Consider the following 18,438-nt stretch of genomic DNA (forward strand, 5'->3'; position numbering starts at 1 on the left):
TGCTCTTAAGATGCGATGAACTCTTGAGGCCAGTCCTTAGTTTATTATCATTGGCAGTCATGAGAGCATACGCTTCAATAAAACCTTTGGTTTTAAGCGCTGATTCTGGCGTTATAACGCTTCGTCATGCGTGCAAAACGCACTCGATCTTTGATTAGAGTAAACAGCGGTGAAACATCGGCTTTAGGTGCTTTGCCCTTGCCTAGACGTTGCAACTGTCGGCGAACAATCGCCATGGTCGCCAAGGCGGAGATCGCCTTATCGCTAAAGTTTGGTTCAGGCATCGAGACGGTTTTATTCGGATCGGTTTTCCAAATATCAGGCAAGCGCGGCTCTAGAGCAAGACCAGTCGCGATACCAATCATATCGATACCCGCCTCAAGCACCGATTCTGCCACTGGTTTGCGCTTAATACCGCCTGTCGTCATTAATGGCATCTGGGCAACTTGTTTTAGCTCTTCGGCAAATTCTAAAAAGTAAGCTTCACGAGCAAGTGTTCGTCCATCGGCTGTACGACCTTGCATGGCAGGGCTTTCATAGCTACCACCAGACAACTCAACTAAATCAATCTTTTCATTATTGAGCTGTTCAATCACATAGCGTGCATCATCTTCAGAGAAGCCACCACGCTGAAAGTCAGCGGAATTGAGTTTAACCGACACCGCAAACTGATCAGAAACAGCAGCACGCACCGCACGCACGGTTTCAAGCAACATACGAGAACGGTTCTCTATACTGCCGCCCCATTGGTCTTGTCGTTTATTGCTTATCGGAGATAAGAACTGAGAAATCAAGTAGCCATGCGCGGCGTGAATTTGCACACCCGAAAAACCTGTTTCTTCAGCGCGACTTGCCGTCAATGCAAAGCGTTGAATAATGTCGTGAATCTCAGCCTTGGTGAGCGCTTTAGGTTTCGCGATCATATTTGAGCGTTTACCCAAATCAACCTGAATATCTGAAGGACTCAAGGCTTTTCCTTTCAGAGCCGAAAAGACCTGTCGGCCAGGATGATTAATCTGCATCCACGCTTTCGTGTCATTCAATTGCGCTATGTGCGCCCATTGTTTAAAAGGCTTAAGCGGCGCATTTGCGTCTAGTACGACGCCTCCTGGTCCCGTCATCGCATGACCATCTACCATCACGTTCCCTGTTATCAACAAACCCGTTCCGCCAAGTGACCATTGTTTATATAAACCCAACAGCTGTTTACTTGGATTACCATCGGCATCGGCCATGTTTTCTTCCATTGCCGCTTTTGCAATGCGATTTCTGATCACTTGGCCACAAGGAAGAATTAGAGAAGAATAAATAGTTTCAGTCAAAACACAGTACCTTAAAAACAAAGCTATAAAACTAGGCAAAAAGGTTACTACTGTTCGTAATCACCTTGTTAGTTAGTTAAGTACATAAGTTTTATTTTTATGGTCAAACAACGGACTTGATCAAAAGAACAGCTAAGCATGGCTAGATCTAAAGACCAAAACTTCTTACTCTTGAATAAAGATACTTCAAAAGAGGCTGAAATGAGCGCGCTACTAGAACATACGATATCGGTTTTCATGGCCTTTTTTGCAATCATGAACCCCATCGCCAATACAGCTGTTTTCGCATCACTCAGTGAGCACTTGAGTGATGAAAGACGAGTGGGTTCTGCAAAACGAGCGATTATGCTCGCGTTCATCATTGTGAGCGCATTTGCAATCCTCGGACAATCTTTGTTTGAGCTGTTTGGCATCTCAATTACGGCCTTCAGGCTGGCCGGGGGGATTCTAATCTTCATCATTGGATATCACATGCTGAACGGGCAAAGCTCTCATCTGCATAACAACGAAGGGGCGTCCCTTGATGACATTTCCATTTCACCATTAGCAGTTCCAATACTTGCAGGGCCCGGCACTATCGCCACTGCAATGAATTACTCAATGGGTTCTTGGGAAGAAGCGCTTATTACCGTTTTCGCTTTTTTTCTGCTGTCTCTCGTGACATTGGCTTGCTTCATTTCAAGTAGCAAAATCTTAAAAGCACTAGGCGAAGATGCGCTCAACATTATCACTCGGCTTATGGGGCTTATTCTTTGTGTCATCGGAATACAAATGTTTATCGATGGCTATCTGAGCATCCATGCATAGCTCATTAACAAGGAATCCGATTATGAAAAAATTCTTATCACACTGCTGATCTCACTTTTTCTTGTAGCGTGCAGTACTGGTCCTCAAGTTGTTCCGAGCGATCATTTGGAAGCCGGTCCTGAGATTGAACGCTTCACTGGGACAGTTGTGAATATCAAAGAAGTAAATACGAAAGCCACGTTTGGAAAACGTTTTGGTGGTGCATTCTTAGGCGCGCTCATTGGTGGACAAATTGGTGGTGGCACAGGCGAAGAGATTGCAGGTGTTACAGGTGCGTTTTTAGGGATTGAGCTGGCGAACGACAAATACGGCGACACCATCGATCATGTTTTCTTAAAAGCCAAAGACGGCAGTGAATACGATTGCTACGTTGAGCTGAACGGCTTTAAGGTGGGAGACGCTGTTGAATTTACACTCGTGTCGGGGCATGTCTCTGCGATAGTTTCCACTTCACCCTGATCAGAATAGGCGGAGCAAATCGCTCCGCCGAAGGAATAACTATTTCGCTTTAACAACACCTAAATTGATCAGGCTTTCGGCACCAGCAAGAATCGCCTCTTCTGCAGTATGAGGCGTCCAACCAAGCGATAGTGATGCAGAGTTGTCTGCCTTCTTCGTTTTACCCCCCTCTCCTTTCACCATCTCCATGTCCTTCACCACATAAGACAATAGATTTGACAGTAGCTCAGGCAATTCAAAAGTAGAAACTTTATTGTTGGGATAAGCCCCCTTGAGAGTCTTGGCAACATCTTTAAACATCACCCAACCGTTTGCGCCAATAAAGCGCTTGCCTACCGCTTCTGGCTTTTCGTAAGCCAAGCGATGCAACGTCGCGATATCGCGCACATCAACAGCCTCAAAGCCAATCTTTGGCACCATTGGGTAGTTGCCGCTGAGTAATTCTACGATTAGTTGTAACGAGGTTCCGTAGTCACTCTCCAGTGCAGGCCCTAATACAAAAGCAGGTAAGACAGTTGATAGCTGAATATCGGTATCTTTTACGTAGTCCCACGCGGCTTTTTCAGCTAAGGCTTTACTCTTGTAATAGGCCACATCGGTCGCTTCTACATTGGTCCAATCTGCCTCAGAGAAAGTACGATGCTTTTCCTTATGCCCAAACATCACCGCAGCAATCGATGAGGTCAACACAACGCGTTTAATACCGGAATTGTTTGCCGCTTTTAAAGCATTTAAAGCGCCATCTACAGCGGGACGAATGACTTCTTCATGATTCTTCGGCTGTTGCAGCGGAACTGGCGACGCGAGGTGAAACAAACCATCACAGCCTTGCGCAGCCTCTGTCCATCCGTCTTCACTAAGAAGATCTGCTTGCGCAAATTCAATGCTATCGGCCTTGTCTGTGTACTTCGCAAACATGGCTCGAAGTGCTGGAACTTTATCGGGATTACGCACAGTGCCGCGCACTTGGTAACCATGTTCTAAAAGATCAAGAATACAGTGCCCAGCAATAAAGCCTGACGCACCAGTGACAAGAATTTTTTGTGGCATGAAACTACCCTAGTTGAAGCGAGTTTTAATTTTTATCTGGCGCTAATACTAAGGCGAAACACAAAGATAAGTAAGTAGGTGAAGAAAAGAGAAAATTGAGAGAAACGGCTGATCGCTGCTTTACGCGGGCCTGCAACGATTATTCAGCGCGCTTTAGAACGGAGTTATAAAATCCTATTAACTTACTCCTTACACAGTATGCAATTCCGTCATTACTAAATTTTACAGAGCCATATATGCAGAGCATTTATTGAACGACTACCCTCATTAGCATGCCAGAAACGGTTATTTTGTATTTTGTCGTGAGAAGTAAATCAGTATGCATTTCACCCAATCAACTGCCCGACTTATCTCTGTAATACTTAGCATTATGTTCATTACCGCTTGCTAAAGCTCATCTAGATCCGGTGATCGTCAATCAACAGGGCATAGCATTCACGACCAATCCACAAGTAACGGTAATGGAACCTCTGCTGTCACCTTGGGCAATTTTGGCTTTACTACTTCTCAGTTTAACTTCGTCGATGATGGTTCGGCATCTGCAACAAGCGTGCAGCTGCTTAATCCAGTGGAATACAATATTGGCTATCCTGTCTCTCGCTTCGGCATCGATAACCAATATATGTTCGCCTATGCCGAGAATAGCGCTTTCGATACAGAACTAATTAGTTACTCATTAAAAGAACGAAAAGTCGTCTCGACGAAAAAACCCGACAACTACTTCTCTGGTTTCAATTTAAACGGCGCGATCATGACTTCTGATGGCACGGAAGATCTTAATTTCTATCACATTGCGAACGGACAAATTACCGATAATTTTTATCACGTCGCCTCGGTTAACGGCTCTATATTTATCGGCGATGTGTTTATGGATCACGATCAACTCTATGTAAAAGATCAATTTGGTCTGCTGACCATGCCAATATCAGACACCACAAACATCCAAACACTCACAACAGTCAATGCCGTTGAATGGCGATTCACTGCGGACAACCAATATGTATATATCGCCGCTGTTGGTGAGGTCGGCAGACTCGATACGGAAATTCATCGAATTGACAAAAGTAATTCAAGCATCATCAACTTCTTCACGATTCCTGCCGTGCAAGCGGGTGGCATTGCGGTCGACTCAAACCACTTATATGTAAGCAGTAAAGATGACAATAAGGTCTACGTATACAAAGTGAATGACGACTCAGCCCTTGGCAGCATCGACATTACCTTATCATTCATACGTTTATTTCGAATTTAATACTTTTGAACAGATATAAGTGAGAGCAAGATCGAACCAAACGCACCACAGGCGCTCGTAAACTGATAGGGAAAAATCAGGCTTTGACTTGTTTTAGGGCGAGTATTGTTTGGCTTTGAAATGTGAATGAATGCAAGCTTGGTGTTACTTTGGGACACTCGTACCATCACCGAGGCAAAGCTATTCATATAATGCAGTGTTTTAAAATAAGACGAAAAATAAGATGTTCTCAATAGAAAAGAAAAACCAAGCGACTTGGCTTCACTGCAAAATCAATGAACAAGACGAAATCATTAAATTTGCTCCCTACACCCTAAAAAGCGAACGTTCCGAGTATCAAATCGAACAAGAATACGGGTTGAATGAACACGCTGAGCTCAGCAAGGATTTCGTTGATTTTGAACCGGGAAGCACTGAGGAAATACTCTTATCTTTCGTTAAAACAGGCGACCCGTCTCTACTTGAAAAGGCCGAACTAATTCTTTGTGATCGCCCTAAGAAGAATAATATTTCGCGAAACCTCGCAATCTTCGACCCTAAAAGTGGTCAGTTATATTTTATTGGTGGTTTAGGCCTTATTAGGCCCACCGAAGATCACACCACATTCGTTCTTAAAGACCCTTTATTAGGTGAGTTTTATGGCGAATACCAAGAAGAACGCGGGAACCCCGCAGGCGGGACACAGTACTTCAGCGATGAGGGAATCAAAGGTTCTATTAACAGATCAATCGTAGGCACACTGGAATACAACACTGGCTTGTATCATGCCGAGAGAAAAGCACTAGAAAATGAAAAGCTAAAAGAGAAAGGCTTAAACTGTCCTAGCTTCATCGCTGCTGGAAAGATTCTCAATTACGAAAATGGCAAATTTGGTTTTACTATTTATCGTAGTAACTTAACGCCGGACTACATGTTGAATCTTGGTATCTATGTCAATGAGCAAGGGCAGCTAAAGAAAAACTACTTAGACTATTTGGCCTCTAAATATTCGCAGCTCTACACGCTTCATAGTGATATTGGCGAATCTCATGGACAGACATCACTGACCAATACGCTTGGCGAAATAGACATTAATCAAACGAACAATAACATTCGTTGTCAGATTAAAGATTTTGAAACGAACCATCCGCTCCCGACGAACACTGATTTGATTATCGAAGAAGGAATTAGCCCCATACCGTGCGGTTGGTATACAAAAAAATCTCCTGCAGCTGGCGCACAACTGTATGACCTTCAGCATGCTCTGCTGCAAGAGTTGAATGTGATTGCACTCACATTGAGTTCAATCCAACATCCTCAACAGAAGTTCAATTATCTCGCGCATCAATGCGCAACGATATTGCTGCATGCTAGTACACAATACGCAATATGTTCCGAGGAAAAGTCACGAGAAGCGATCCAATTTGCGATTGATACCTTCATTGAAATTCTGAAGAAAACGCAGTCGTTCAGTCACTATAACGAAGTCATCTCAGGAGTATTTGCACACAAATTGTTTTCGTTGAGCGATGCATTTTCTGAACAAGTCAAAATCTACGCCGAAGAAAAAGAACCTGAGGTTGTCGCTTAACTAATACAGCGGTGAGATGATGTGATTAAGACGCGTCTATAAATGCGTCTACTTCAGAGCGTTCAGGTATCGAGGTTTGCGCGCCGAAACGCGTCACTGAAATCGCTGCAGCAGCATGGGCAAAACGAATCGCTTCATCGATCGTTTTGCCTTCTAACATGGCCGTCACTAACCCCGCGTTAAATGTGTCACCCGCAGCAGTGGTATCAAGAGCTTGAACACGAAAGCCTGCAATCAACTCACTCACCACCGCATCACCTTTCATGCTTAACCAAACACCTTTTGCTCCCAAGGTAATTAGCACGCAATCAATACCTTTTTCATGAAGCACATTAGCTGCTAATTGTGCTGATAAATCATCCGTCACGCTAACGCCAGTCAGCACCTCTGCTTCGGTTTCGTTAGGCGTAATGATATCGACACACGCTAACAATTGATCATCCAACGCTTGTGCAGGAGCTGGGTTTAAAACAACTTGTGTTCCGGCAGCATGTGCCGCTTGAACAGCGCGTCGAACACCATCCATCGGAGTTTCTAATTGGAGCAATAAGGTATCGGCTTGCGTAATCGTTTCAATATTCAGATTCACAAGTTCTTCGGTCAGCGCATCATTTGCTTCAGCGGATAAACAAATACTATTTTCACCACTATCAGCCACTTGAATCATCGCGATGCCAGTGGGTGTTTGGAGTTGGACATGCAGCTTAGAAATGTCGATACCATCAGCACGAAATCGGTCCAACATATTTTGACCAAACGTATCATCGCCGACCGAAGCAATAAAACAAACATCTGCACCTAAGCGCGCCGCAGCAACTGCCTGATTTGCGCCCTTCCCTCCGGGAATCACTTGGTAATTTCGCCCAAGCAAGGTTTCACCTGGGCGCGGAAAGGAAGGCACTTGCAATACATGGTCGGCGTTCACACTTCCCAGAACAACAAGCTGCGACATCTGTAATCCCTTACTTAGAAATAATTTTTAATGGCACCGCGACGGTTTTCTCTACTTGCTCTCCGTTAAGAGCTTTTACCGCCATTTCAACGCCAAGCGATCCAATTAAATCTGGTTGCTGAGCGACAGTTGCACCTAATAGGCCGCGGTTTACAGCCGCTACGCCATCGTCTGTTCCATCAAATCCAACAATTAATACGTCTTTGCCTGCTGCTTGCACCGCTCTTAATGCACCCAATGCCATCTCATCATTCTGAGCAAATACTGCTTGTACTTCAGGGTTGCCTGCTAACAAGTTTTCCATCACATTCAGCCCCTTGGTGCGATCAAAGTCTGCTGGCTGGCTAGCGAGAAGTTGAATGTTGCTAGCTTCAACCGCTTTCATAAAGCCCTCGCCACGCTCGCGCGCTGCCGAAGTACCTGCTAAGCCTTCAAGCTGAATCACTTTTGCGTCTGCACCAACTTTATCAACAATAAACTGCCCAGCCATTTCGCCACCAGCAACGTTATCAGAGGCAATATGAGTGACGACTTCTCCGCGCGAAGCGCCACGATCCAAGGTTAACACGGGGATTTTGGCGCGATTAACCATGCGAATAGCATTGGCCGCCGCGTCTGAATCTGCTGGATTAAGTAAGATTGCTTTCACCCCACGAACCGTCAAATCTTCAATGTTCGATAGTTCCTTGCTTGGGTCGTTTTGTGAGTCGAGCACGATGAGTTTATATCCCAACTCTTTTGCCTTGGCTTCAGCGCCGTCTTTCATCGTCACGAAGAAAGGGTTGTTTAAGGTGGAGACTACAATAGCCAGTGTGTCAGCTGCCTTTGTCATCATAGAAAAAGAAGCCAACACCAATAAGGTTGAAACAAGAGTAATCAGTTTTTTCATCTTTATGTCCTTGGTCTTGAGTGATCGAGACAGCACATTTCGACTCGTTATTACGTCATTAACAACAGATTATTTACTTCGATTATCCACGAGTACCGCCAGTAATATTACGACTGCTTTTGCAATCATTTGATAGTACGACGAGACATCTAAGAGATTCAGAGCGTTATTCAAGAAACCGATAATTAGGGCACCAATCAGAGTCCCTATAATTCGGCCCTTGCCTCCCATTAAGCTAGTTCCACCGAGTACCACTGCGGCAATAGCATCTAACTCATAACCCATACCAGCTGTCGGTTGCGCAGAAGATAGCCGCGAGGTAACAATGATGCCGGCAAGTGCTGCGAGAAAACCACAGATCGCATATACACCGATTTTAATTCGATCAATATTGATACCAGATAATCTTGTTGCCGCCTCGTTGCCGCCAAGGGCATAAACGTAACGGCCGAAACGCGTGTGGTTGAGTACATACCAACCTGCACCAAAAACGACGACCATAATCCAAACAGGAACAGGAATACCAAACGCATAGCCTGTACCGAACCAAGCAAAACTATCGGCAGTATCAGTAAAGCCAGTTGAAATGGGTCGACCGTCGGTATAAACCAAGGTTACGCCGCGCAGCAAGGTCATAGTCACTAAGGTTGCTATGAAGGCTTGCACCCTCCCCTTTGAAACAATCACACCACTAATAGCGCCGAGCAGTGCACCTGCGAGCAATGACGCAGGAACTGCGATCATTACCGGCACCTCTAAACCAATCATGCTCGCACAAATAGCACCACATAATGCGAGTACCGAGCCCACACTTAAGTCAATGCCAGCGGTCAGAATCACAAAGGTCATGCCCACTGCGATAATCGCGTTGACAGATGTTTGGCGTAAGATGTTGAGTAGATTATCAACCGTAAAGAAATTCGAGTTTAGAAAAGACACCACTACAATCAAGAGCAATAAAGCGATTAATGACTTCTGCTCAATCAGCCATTCTTTGCTAAAAATTTTATTACGCACCGCGTCGACCACGTTTATGCCTCCACTTCCGCTGTTGTCGCTTGCTGTTGAGTTTGACCCACCGCACATGCCAAAAGTAACTCTTGATCAGCCTCTTCAGCCTTGAACTCCCCAGTCAGTTTGCCTTCATGCATTACCAAAATTCGATCACTCATACCTAGTACTTCTTGCATTTCGGACGACACCAAGATGATGCTCATACCCTGCTCTTTAAACTGGTTAATGAGTTGATAAATCTCTTTCTTCGCGCCCACATCTACGCCACGTGTCGGCTCATCCAGGATAAGCACATCGGGTGATGTCATAAGGCCTTTTGCAATCGATACTTTCTGTTGGTTTCCGCCAGAGAGATTACCAATCATCTGCGACTGGCTTGGCGTTTTCACATTGAAGGCTTTGATAAACTCACCCACTTTCGCACGTTCTTGTGCCGTTTCGATGCGTCCTGTTTTGGTTAAGTCTTTTAAAGAAGACAAGGTCATGTTTTCTTTCACCGATAGGCACAACACTAAACCGTCTGCTTTTCGATCTTCAGAAATGTAAGCAATTCCTGCCTCAAGTGCTTGCTGTGGACTCTTTGGTTCGACCACTTTGCCATTGAGCTTCATTTCACCAGCGTTTTTAGATTCAGCACCATAAATGGTTTTCATTAATTCAGTTCGCCCAGCGCCCATTAGACCAGACACACCTAAAATTTCGCCTTTTCTTAACTGAAAACTTATATCTTTGATATAAGCGCCGCTCAAACCAGAAACTTCAAAACAAACACCATCGTGCTGTACAGGAATCCTTGGATATTGTTCTTCCAACTTACGGCCGACCATTAGTTCGATCAATTCATCTTCATTAGTCTGTGCCACTAAAAGTTCCCGAATAAACTTGCCATCTCTTAGCACCGTAATGTCGTCGCACATTTCAAAGATCTCTTTAATCCTGTGCGAGATATACACAATGCCGCATTGCTGCGCGCGTAATTCATCAATGACTTTGAAAAGAGATTTGGTTTCTTTATCGGTAAGAGCATCCGTCGGTTCATCCATGATGATCACCTTGGACTCAAACGAGAGCGCTTTGGCGATTTCGACCATTTGCTGTTCGCCAAAACGCAAGGTGCCTAGCAAGGCTTTGGAACTGTATGGAACATTTAAACGCGCCAAGAGCTGATCGGCATGTTCAAACATTTTCTTCCATTGAATTTTGCCAAAGGCATTGGTCGGTTCGCGTCCTAAGAATATGTTTTCGGCGATGGTTAGCTCGGGAACGAGATTCAATTCTTGATGGATAATACTGATCCCCACTTCTTGCGATTCACGTGGACCAGAGAAAGAAACCGTTTCGCCTTGATAATGAACGCTCCCACCGTCAGAGCTGTAGATGCCAGTTAGCACTTTCATCATTGTGCTTTTTCCTGCGCCGTTTTCACCCATTAAGGCCATCACCCGCCCGGGGTAAACACTCAAACAAGCTTTATCTAAAGCTTTCACTCCAGGGAAAGACTTCTCAATATCTTTCAGTTGTAAAATAGCCTCAGTCATCATCCCATCCCTAAGAGCGCTGCACTCAAAACACAACGCCTGATTGAAATATGACATTGGCATATGGGCTGCACTCGCCCGTCCGAACGACCGCTAAACTATCGCAACTTATGTCTTTGAACTCCTCATGACTAACATAATGACGAGAAATATCAGCGCCTTGATCACGCTCTGCATCATCAAGTAAGCCTTCCAAAATCTGGTGGGCAGAAGGGTTATGCTCTTTTATTTCATGCGCGATGAACACCGCCTCGACTTGCAGTTCCGATAGAACCGTTCGCACTGTATCCTCAAAGCTCGGTACGCCATGCGTTAATGCCAAATCGATACGTTCTACGTCATCAGGGATCGGTAAACCGGCATCGGCTATCGTCATTTCATCACCATGTCCCATACTGGCAATGAGATGTGAAACGTCAGAGTTAAGAAGAGCGCCTTTCTTCATTATGTTTTCCCAAGCAAGCTTTTTTGCGCCCTTAAGCGTAGTCGTTAGTTTTTGTATTGCTTAGCTCTTACGTAAAAATTTGTTTGAGAGAATTTTCGAGAGAGTTACAAACGAAAGATCCTTAAAACAACGAAACATATTTCATCTTTAATTCGCACCTCAGCTGACTTATTCTAGGACGCTATAACAAAACAAAAGTCTATCAAGGTGATTTATGTCGTATTTTCGCTCTCTTAGTGTTCGCTCAGTTCGGGCTCTATGCCTTCTTCTTATTGTCTCGTTTTTACCGCTTTCCACAGCAACAGCAGGCATGGTGGGAACGGATCAAATTATTCAGTTACAAACAGCGGAAATTGAGCGCAGCCAAATTCTAGATCGCCTTCAAGCAGATGATGCGAAACAAACGCTAGCGGCACTTGGTGTCGACGCGGCTGAACTAGAGCAACGCGTCGCAAACATGACAGCAGAAGAACTCAGTGCATTTAATGCACAAATTGACGAATTACCTGCTGGCGGCATTGGTGTATTCGCTTTAATTGTCTTCGTTTTATTGCTTATGATTGTCTTGGACTTACTCGGTACAGTCGATTTCTTCCCCGCAATTAAAACGATTCAGTATTAATCAGTAGGCTCCAATGACCTTAAGTCACCCCTCTTACGCCAGCTTAAAGCTGGCGTTTTTGATTATGTTCTTGAGTGCAGTAATAAGCGGTTGTGCTAGCTATCCGCAGTCTCGCGCACTGATGTCTGAGATAAGCTCTGACATTCCCCGTCAGCATCAACTTGATGTGCCGTTTGTCGCCCAAGAAGATTATTTCTGTGGCCCAGCCGCGCTGAGTATGATGCTACAAGCTCAAGGCTTGAACCCTGAACTCTCAACGCTTGTGAATATGGTCTACGTGCCAGAGCGTCAAGGAAGCTTTCAAATAGAGCTTAAAGCTGCAGCTCGCCGCTTTGAGTTAATTCCCTACGAACTCGCTCCAACTATGAAATCCGTATTTCACGAGGTTTCTAGGGGCAATCCAGTTTTAGTGCTACAAAACCTTGCGCTCGAAAGCCATCCTGTATGGCACTACGCTTTAGTAGTTGGTTATGACCTTGATGATAAAACAGTGACTTTGCACAGTGGGCTCGAAGCAAACACAACTATTGCTCTTGCCACATTTGAACGCAAATGGGCCAACAATGCGCCGAGTTGGGCGATTGTCATTTTGCCGCCGCACAAAGTCCCCGCCACGGCGTCACCATTGCCTTATCAAAAGACCCTAGAAGAACTTATTGAAGTTGGGCAGACGTCCACTGCCGTGGATGCGTATTACCATGCAACGGAAGTATGGCCCGGGCAAAGCACATTCAATTTTGGTTTGGCCAATCTGCTCTACCAGCTCAATGAATTCGAAGAAGCACAAACCATGTTTTTAGAAGCCCTCCTTAAAACGCCGAACATCGCAAGTTATTGGAATAACTTAGCCTATGCCTTGGCAGAGCTATCTTGCGACAATGCAACTCAAGCAGTGCAATGTGCTCTCGCACTCGCGCCAAAAGAACAGAACTTCAAGAGCTCGAGCAAAGACATTGAAGCGATGCTAAACGCTAATTCTGAACCAATTGTGCAGTGCGCAGTACTTCCGAACTGTCCCATTCAGTAGTTAAGATTCATATGCGAACAACACCAAAACCCTTAATACTCATCCTCGCCTTACTGGTATTTAGTGCTTATTCATTAGCGGATGAATCTACGATTGAATGGTCACCGAGCTTTGAAAAGGCAAAGGTGCTCTCGAAAGTACGATCAAGCAAGTTGGCTGAGCTTTCAGGTTTAGTAGCAAGCCATAAAAATGAAGGGCTCTATTGGGCGCATAACGATAGCGGCAATGACCCAAGTATCTATTTACTTGATCCTTCAACGGGTGAAGTCAAATTAGAGGTTGAATTAAAAAACACAAAAAACAAAGACTTTGAAGACATTGCGATCCAACAGATCCAAGGTAAAACCTATATCTTGATCGCCGATATCGGCGACAATCGCGCTGTTCGCTCAGAGCTATTTATCTACCGCATCCTAGAGCCAAAATTTGAGACTAATAGCCTGATGCAGCTCGCGCCAGAGCGAATGACGCTTTCTTATCAAGAGGGCCCGCGCGATACAGAAACCTTAATGGCCGACGGAAAAAACGTGTATCTACTCAGTAAACGAGAAGACAACAACCTTCTTTATCGTTTTGAGTTTAAGGGCAATTCGTCGCTGACTGCAGAATCCATTGGCAAGATCGCGATAAAAAACATTACGGCTGGAGACATCCGAAATGGTGAGATCGCCCTACGCACTTACCCGCAGATTTATTTTTGGCCCGTAAGTGATTTGAGTGTTGAAGAACGCTTACTCACGACTCCACCACAATTATTAGACACAAGTCCTGAACCACAAGGCGAAGCCATTGCATTCACGCAGGAAGGCGATTTGATATCGATCTCTGAAAAACCATTCTTCGTTTCTCAACTCATTAATTTTTATAAGAGAACTAAAAGCAGTAAGCATGAGTAAATAACTCTAAGCAAATTCTAAGTACCCTATCTAAAAGCGAATAACAATAATGAACCTATCTGATCCAAATTTACTGCTCATCACTGGCGCTATCTGCATGCTCATGTCTCTTGGCTTAGCATGGCTCGCCTCGCTGATTCTTTATGCCAAGATGAGCTCACTGAAAAAGATCTTCCCTGCGACCCATCAGCTCATTCGTGCGCATATAGATTACATGCTGATGTTTATACTGTTAGTTGCAGCATTCTTTTTACAAGAACGATTTGAGATAGTGCTACCGAGCTGGGTCATCGTCTTGCTCTGTGTTGGCTCACTCTACAACCCTTTCGGTTTTATCATTTTGGCGATTAAGCCTGAACTCGCAAACCCCAAAACCTTTGCCGACAAAGCCAAAACCTTACTGGGTTTTCTTCCTGCCACGCTAGGTTACGGGTATTTGATGATCGCCCTAATCTCGACGCTAATCGGCTAATGCGTTTAATCAAATTAAGGTAAAAATAGAAAGCTAAGAAGAGAGCGAGGAATCTCGCTCTCTTTATTGGTGCTAGTCGTCGAAACGAATCTTCGCGAATACACCCGCATGATCCGAAGGATACAAGTTACTGGTATCGGTCATATCCGCCGATGAATCGCCCAAAACTTTTACCTTCACACGCTCAAGCTCACTTCCATTAAGCTTCAAGAATACATGATCAATACGTGATGATAAGGTTGCCGTTTCATCTGATACAGCATCATCAAAGCAGCACGTAAGACCTTCACCACGAATCTTATCTTGCATCAGCCAAGTATCACCATAGCCTGTTCCAGTAGCCTGAAGATAAGGAGGTACCAATGGCAATCCATCTAAGCCTGGAATACCTGATGCAGACACAAACGGTGTGTCACGAGGGTCACTATTAAAGTCACCAAGCATAATTATTGGGTTAGTGTCTGAGCTTGTCGCATCAACAATTTGAAGCAACTCATTCATTTGAACGGCTTGCAAAGACTTAAATGGCTCTGAACCGCCGACTTCCAAATGCGTGTTCACGATACGGTAGTCTGCGCCCTTCACGTTCACATCTAAGATATTATAACCACGCGTAAATGAGGCCTGTACGCCATTAATGTCGACCACACCATTGACCGTAAAGTTTCCGCTTAAAGCATTTGAGTAGCTAACTTTCTTACGCACGAGAACGATATCTCTATCTTGTAGACGAACATCTCCCAAGATCGGGCCTTCCGCAGTAATACCCGCAACGAATGGCAACTCAATATCGGCATTGTCGACAGACGCTGCCACTTCGTAACTTAGTCCACGCGCTTCTAAATTCGCCATAAGAATTTCTAGAAAATCATAAACAACGTCGGAAGCTTGAGCAGGGTTCCCAATCAAAAAGTCACCCGGAATTTGCGTACTCCAAATAGATACTTCTTGTAGGCCAATGACGTGAGGCTTACGGCTCACAATTTCATCCGCTAATGCACCAGCACGCTCAGGGAAGTTTGTTGCTTGTGCAGTTTGAAAAACTTCAGTAACCGCCAGAGGTACAGCAAGTGGATCAGGATCTTGAGCTGCAGCGAGTACAGGAAAGATATCTGCACCAAGGTAAACATTACGAGACAAGACTTTGATTTTCTCGTCGTCAGCAAAGGCTAAAGGTGCCGCTAAGCCTAGCGCGAGAACACCCGCTAATAGTTTTGACTTCATTATAATTCTCCATTCTTTTATTTTTATTCGAGCCTTCGAATAGAAAGCAATGATTAGAATGGAATGGGCGGACACGTTATGGAAGAGGCAAGCTTATGTTTTGCGACAAGGTGTGCATAAAACAACCAGAACAATAAATGGGAGAATGTCTTGAGAAACACGAACAATGAAAAAGATTGAATCAAGAGCACCGCGATCTTGATTAAACACACATCAGATCCGTTTATCTGCTAGTATTCCGCCCATCTACAGTAACGCATCATGCGCCGCTGCCTTTCTTTCAATGACGTGAGTTTTAACCGTGTTTTTAGACTTAGACGAACAACTGCTCGACGCAGTAAAAGAAGCTGGTTTTCAATCGCCGACAGCGGTGCAAGATGCCTGTTTTGAACCCGCCCTTGATGGCCAAGACCTGTTCGTGAGTGCAGAAACCGGTAGCGGTAAAACAGCGGCTTACTTACTCCCAACATTTGAGCGTTTGCTCGGACGCGACCAAGGCGAACCGCTGGCATTAATTCTGGTACCTACGCGCGAACTTGCTCAGCAAGTACTTCGTCAGGCTAAACAGCTAGGCCGCTTTACCGATCTTACCTTCGGTATCGTCAGCGGTGGAACAGACATCAATAAACAAATTGAGTTGGTAAAAAATCCACCTCAAATCATCATCGCGACGCCGGGTCGTTTATCAGAAGTTGTCACGCGTGACGACTTTGATTTAAGCAGTATTGAAGCGCTGATTCTTGATGAAGCAGACCGACTACTCGACATGGGCTTTAGCGATGAAGTGCTATCGATTGCGGAACATTGTTTGGCGCGCATGCAAACCTCTATGTTCTCAGCGACACTCGCAAACAAAAGCTTACGCGGTCTTGCCGAAGCTTTGCTAACAAACCCTGAAACACTTGAGCTATATCAAACCAGTGACAAACACCAAGACATCACACAGCAAATTATTTTTGCTGACGACAAGGCGCATAAATTTAAACTAGTTCAGTGGCTAATCGAGAACGAAGAATACAAACACTGCGTGGTGTTCTGTAATTCAAAAGAACAAGCCGACCAAGTTTATCGGGTGATGCAACAGCAAAATATTAGTGCTGGTATTCTGCATGGTGATAAAGATCAAAAGCAGCGTAATCTAGTGATGAGCAAGCTGCGTCGTGAGCAAGTCAAAGTACTGATTGCAACAGACGTTGCCGCGCGTGGTTTAGACATCGAAGGCATGGATTTAGTGATCAACTTCCAAATGCCTCGCCGTGGTGATATCTATGTACACCGCATTGGTCGAACGGGTCGAGCTGGCGAAAAAGGTACGGCCGTGACACTCATTGAGGCGGCTGAATTCAACCTTATGGCAAGTATTGAACGCTATCTAGAGCAACGCTTTGATCGCCGCAAAATCAAAGATCTTGAAGGCAACTATAAGGGCCCTAAAAAGCTCAAGTCTTCGGGCAAAGCTGCAGGCAAAAAGAAGAAGAAAAAGAAAAAATAAACCCTATAATCTTGGAAACAGCATTGGGGTCAGAGTGTTTTTGCTCTGACCCCAAGTAATTCATGGCTCAGTTATGCCTCTCGTCATTTCACACAATGTTCAAATCCCTGACTACGAGCTCGATTTCTCGGCGATTCGTGCACAGGGTTCTGGAGGGCAAAACGTCAACAAAGTCTCAAGCGCTATCCATCTTCGTTTTGATATACCAAGATCATCTCTACCCGATTTTTATAAAGAACGATTGCTCGCATTGAGTGATAGCCGAATCAATAAAGACGGCATCCTAATCATCAAATCGCAAGAATTTCGAACCCAAGAAAAGAACAAACAAGAAGCCTTGAACCGCCTACTTGCTATCATTCAAAAAGCGACAGTAGTTCAAAAGACACGCCGAGCCACCAAGCCAACACGAAGCTCGCAAAAGAAACGCTTGGATAAAAAAACGCAACGCTCACAAACGAAGAGCATGCGTGGCAAAGTGAATTACTGAGATTTGAAAAGAAAAGTTGATGTATAGCCTTTTAGCTACTCATCACTTCACAAGATACTTTGTTTCGGTAAAGCCAAAGTCATAGGCCTTGCTCGAAACATGCTCAAGCTCAATATCTTGCTCTGTATGGCCGAACAAACTAATTCCTTCACCAATTAATACAGGAACGACTTTGATCGTCATATCTGTGATTAATCCTTCAGACAAAAAGCTTTGAATGACCGAAGCACCATCAATATATAAACGCCGATTTCCTTCGGCAGATAAGCGCTGAACCAGATCTTCTGGAGCTTCTTTACTGATAGTAATCTGGTCGGATAACTCATTAGGAACACTAAGATCTCGTTGGCTTAGAACAATCACTAGGATCTCATAAGGCCAAGTACCAAAAGACAACACTTTCGCATAGGTATTGCTACCCATCACCAAAACATCAACCGTAGAAATAAAATCAACGAAGCCGCAATCTTCGCCCTCGAGGACGATAGCATTGGCCTTGTCTAGCCAATCGAGATTGCCATCTTTTCGTGCGATATAGCCATCCAAACTCGTTGCTATAAAACCGATGAATCCGTGATGTTTTGCTCGCTCATAAAAGGCTCCCTACGATTATTTCCAACCCTGCTTCCAAAGTGTTTTATCTCGAAGCTGCCTCCAATCGATCGCTGCAGTCCGCCTAGAAATGATAGCTTCTAGCAAACAATGGATAACTTCTCCCTCTTCATCAAACTCAACTTCCGCAACCATAAAATGCTTCTCTTTATTTAACGGTCTGACGGCTGTCCACTTACTATTCAAAAGTTTCTTGGGATCGATTTTATTCAAAATAAATAACTCTCTGGATTAAATCAAAAACAAAATACCGAGCTACTTTCAAGGCGAGCAACATCGCTGAAAAATGTGATGTTGAGTTCTAT

At 44.5% G+C, this 18,438-nt stretch carries 20 protein-coding genes; 10 read left to right on the forward strand and 10 right to left on the reverse strand.

From position 1 onward, the window contains the following. Positions 1-92: 92 nt before the first annotated feature. Positions 93-1,322 carry an NADH:flavin oxidoreductase/NADH oxidase family protein gene (locus tag A3762_RS21440; RefSeq protein ID WP_068757539.1) on the reverse strand — a complete coding sequence of 410 codons (1,230 nt, stop codon included), beginning with the start codon at positions 1,320-1,322 and terminating at the stop codon, positions 93-95. Positions 1,323-1,460: 138 nt separating this feature from the next. On the opposite strand from A3762_RS21440, the gene A3762_RS21445 reads away from it, so the two are divergent. Continuing rightward, the gene (locus A3762_RS21445; protein WP_231878888.1) at positions 1,461-2,129 is read left to right on the forward strand and encodes a MarC family protein; all 669 of its coding nucleotides are present in this window, start codon (positions 1,461-1,463) and stop codon (positions 2,127-2,129) included. A 105-nt stretch (positions 2,130-2,234) separates the two neighbouring features. Continuing rightward, entirely contained in the window at positions 2,235-2,588 is a 354-nt protein-coding gene (locus A3762_RS21450) for a hypothetical protein (RefSeq protein ID WP_068501772.1), read from the forward strand. Between the two features lie 39 nt (positions 2,589-2,627). On the opposite strand, the gene A3762_RS21455 is transcribed toward A3762_RS21450, so the two are convergent. Then, on the reverse strand, positions 2,628-3,638 hold the full coding sequence (locus A3762_RS21455; protein WP_068480976.1) for an aldehyde reductase: 1,011 nt from the start codon (positions 3,636-3,638) through the stop codon (positions 2,628-2,630). Positions 3,639-4,119: 481 nt separating this feature from the next. Here A3762_RS21455 and A3762_RS21460 point away from each other — a divergent pair, with 481 nt between their 5' ends. Further along, a complete protein-coding gene (locus tag A3762_RS21460) occupies positions 4,120-4,890 on the forward strand; it encodes a hypothetical protein (protein ID WP_068756854.1) in 771 nt (256 codons plus the stop codon). Positions 4,891-5,113: 223 nt separating this feature from the next. Further along, entirely contained in the window at positions 5,114-6,460 is a 1,347-nt protein-coding gene (locus A3762_RS21470; RefSeq protein ID WP_068757542.1) for a hypothetical protein, read from the forward strand. 25 nt (positions 6,461-6,485) lie between these two features. Here the strand turns inward: A3762_RS21470 and rbsK are convergent, their stop codons facing one another. From rbsK to rbsD, 5 genes are all read right to left on the reverse strand, one after another. Beyond that, positions 6,486-7,412 carry a ribokinase gene (gene rbsK, locus A3762_RS21475; RefSeq protein ID WP_068757545.1) on the reverse strand — a complete coding sequence of 309 codons (927 nt, stop codon included), beginning with the start codon at positions 7,410-7,412 and terminating at the stop codon, positions 6,486-6,488. A 10-nt stretch (positions 7,413-7,422) separates the two neighbouring features. Then, complete coding sequence (rbsB, locus tag A3762_RS21480; RefSeq protein WP_068478945.1) at positions 7,423-8,301, reverse strand: ribose ABC transporter substrate-binding protein RbsB; 879 nt, start codon at positions 8,299-8,301, stop codon at positions 7,423-7,425. 69 nt (positions 8,302-8,370) lie between these two features. Continuing rightward, complete coding sequence (gene rbsC, locus A3762_RS21485; protein WP_231878889.1) at positions 8,371-9,318, reverse strand: ribose ABC transporter permease; 948 nt, start codon at positions 9,316-9,318, stop codon at positions 8,371-8,373. A gap of 14 nt (positions 9,319-9,332) precedes the next feature. Continuing rightward, on the reverse strand, positions 9,333-10,853 hold the full coding sequence (rbsA, locus tag A3762_RS21490) for a ribose ABC transporter ATP-binding protein RbsA (protein WP_068757546.1): 1,521 nt from the start codon (positions 10,851-10,853) through the stop codon (positions 9,333-9,335). A 25-nt stretch (positions 10,854-10,878) separates the two neighbouring features. Continuing rightward, entirely contained in the window at positions 10,879-11,298 is a 420-nt protein-coding gene (gene rbsD, locus A3762_RS21495; RefSeq protein WP_068755745.1) for a D-ribose pyranase, read from the reverse strand. A 214-nt stretch (positions 11,299-11,512) separates the two neighbouring features. Here rbsD and A3762_RS21500 point away from each other — a divergent pair, with 214 nt between their 5' ends. The 4 genes from A3762_RS21500 to A3762_RS21515 are packed head-to-tail and all read left to right on the forward strand — an operon-like array spanning position 11,513 to position 14,315. After that, complete coding sequence (locus A3762_RS21500) at positions 11,513-11,920, forward strand: PA2779 family protein (protein ID WP_068757549.1); 408 nt, start codon at positions 11,513-11,515, stop codon at positions 11,918-11,920. A gap of 13 nt (positions 11,921-11,933) precedes the next feature. Beyond that, the gene (locus A3762_RS21505) at positions 11,934-12,947 is read left to right on the forward strand and encodes a PA2778 family cysteine peptidase (protein WP_068757553.1); all 1,014 of its coding nucleotides are present in this window, start codon (positions 11,934-11,936) and stop codon (positions 12,945-12,947) included. Between the two features lie 11 nt (positions 12,948-12,958). Next, entirely contained in the window at positions 12,959-13,843 is an 885-nt protein-coding gene (locus A3762_RS21510) for a hypothetical protein (protein ID WP_068757556.1), read from the forward strand. A gap of 49 nt (positions 13,844-13,892) precedes the next feature. Next, a complete protein-coding gene (locus A3762_RS21515; RefSeq protein WP_068757558.1) occupies positions 13,893-14,315 on the forward strand; it encodes a hypothetical protein in 423 nt (140 codons plus the stop codon). Positions 14,316-14,387: 72 nt separating this feature from the next. On the opposite strand, the gene A3762_RS21520 is transcribed toward A3762_RS21515, so the two are convergent. Beyond that, on the reverse strand, positions 14,388-15,539 hold the full coding sequence (locus tag A3762_RS21520; RefSeq protein WP_068757560.1) for an endonuclease/exonuclease/phosphatase family protein: 1,152 nt from the start codon (positions 15,537-15,539) through the stop codon (positions 14,388-14,390). 301 nt (positions 15,540-15,840) lie between these two features. Here A3762_RS21520 and A3762_RS21525 point away from each other — a divergent pair, with 301 nt between their 5' ends. Continuing rightward, complete coding sequence (locus A3762_RS21525; protein ID WP_068501794.1) at positions 15,841-17,031, forward strand: DEAD/DEAH box helicase; 1,191 nt, start codon at positions 15,841-15,843, stop codon at positions 17,029-17,031. A gap of 73 nt (positions 17,032-17,104) precedes the next feature. Continuing rightward, on the forward strand, positions 17,105-17,521 hold the full coding sequence (arfB, locus tag A3762_RS21530; protein WP_068501797.1) for an alternative ribosome rescue aminoacyl-tRNA hydrolase ArfB: 417 nt from the start codon (positions 17,105-17,107) through the stop codon (positions 17,519-17,521). 42 nt (positions 17,522-17,563) lie between these two features. Here the strand turns inward: arfB and A3762_RS21535 are convergent, their stop codons facing one another. Both A3762_RS21535 and A3762_RS21540 read right to left on the reverse strand, forming a co-directional pair. Next, positions 17,564-18,088 carry a dihydrofolate reductase family protein gene (locus A3762_RS21535; protein ID WP_068757563.1) on the reverse strand — a complete coding sequence of 175 codons (525 nt, stop codon included), beginning with the start codon at positions 18,086-18,088 and terminating at the stop codon, positions 17,564-17,566. A 42-nt stretch (positions 18,089-18,130) separates the two neighbouring features. Continuing rightward, positions 18,131-18,346, reverse strand: a complete 216-nt coding sequence (locus A3762_RS21540; protein WP_068501804.1) for a TIGR02450 family Trp-rich protein — start codon at positions 18,344-18,346, stop codon at positions 18,131-18,133. Between the last annotated feature and the right edge of the window lie 92 nt (positions 18,347-18,438).

The organism is Oleiphilus sp. HI0125, assembly GCF_001635355.1.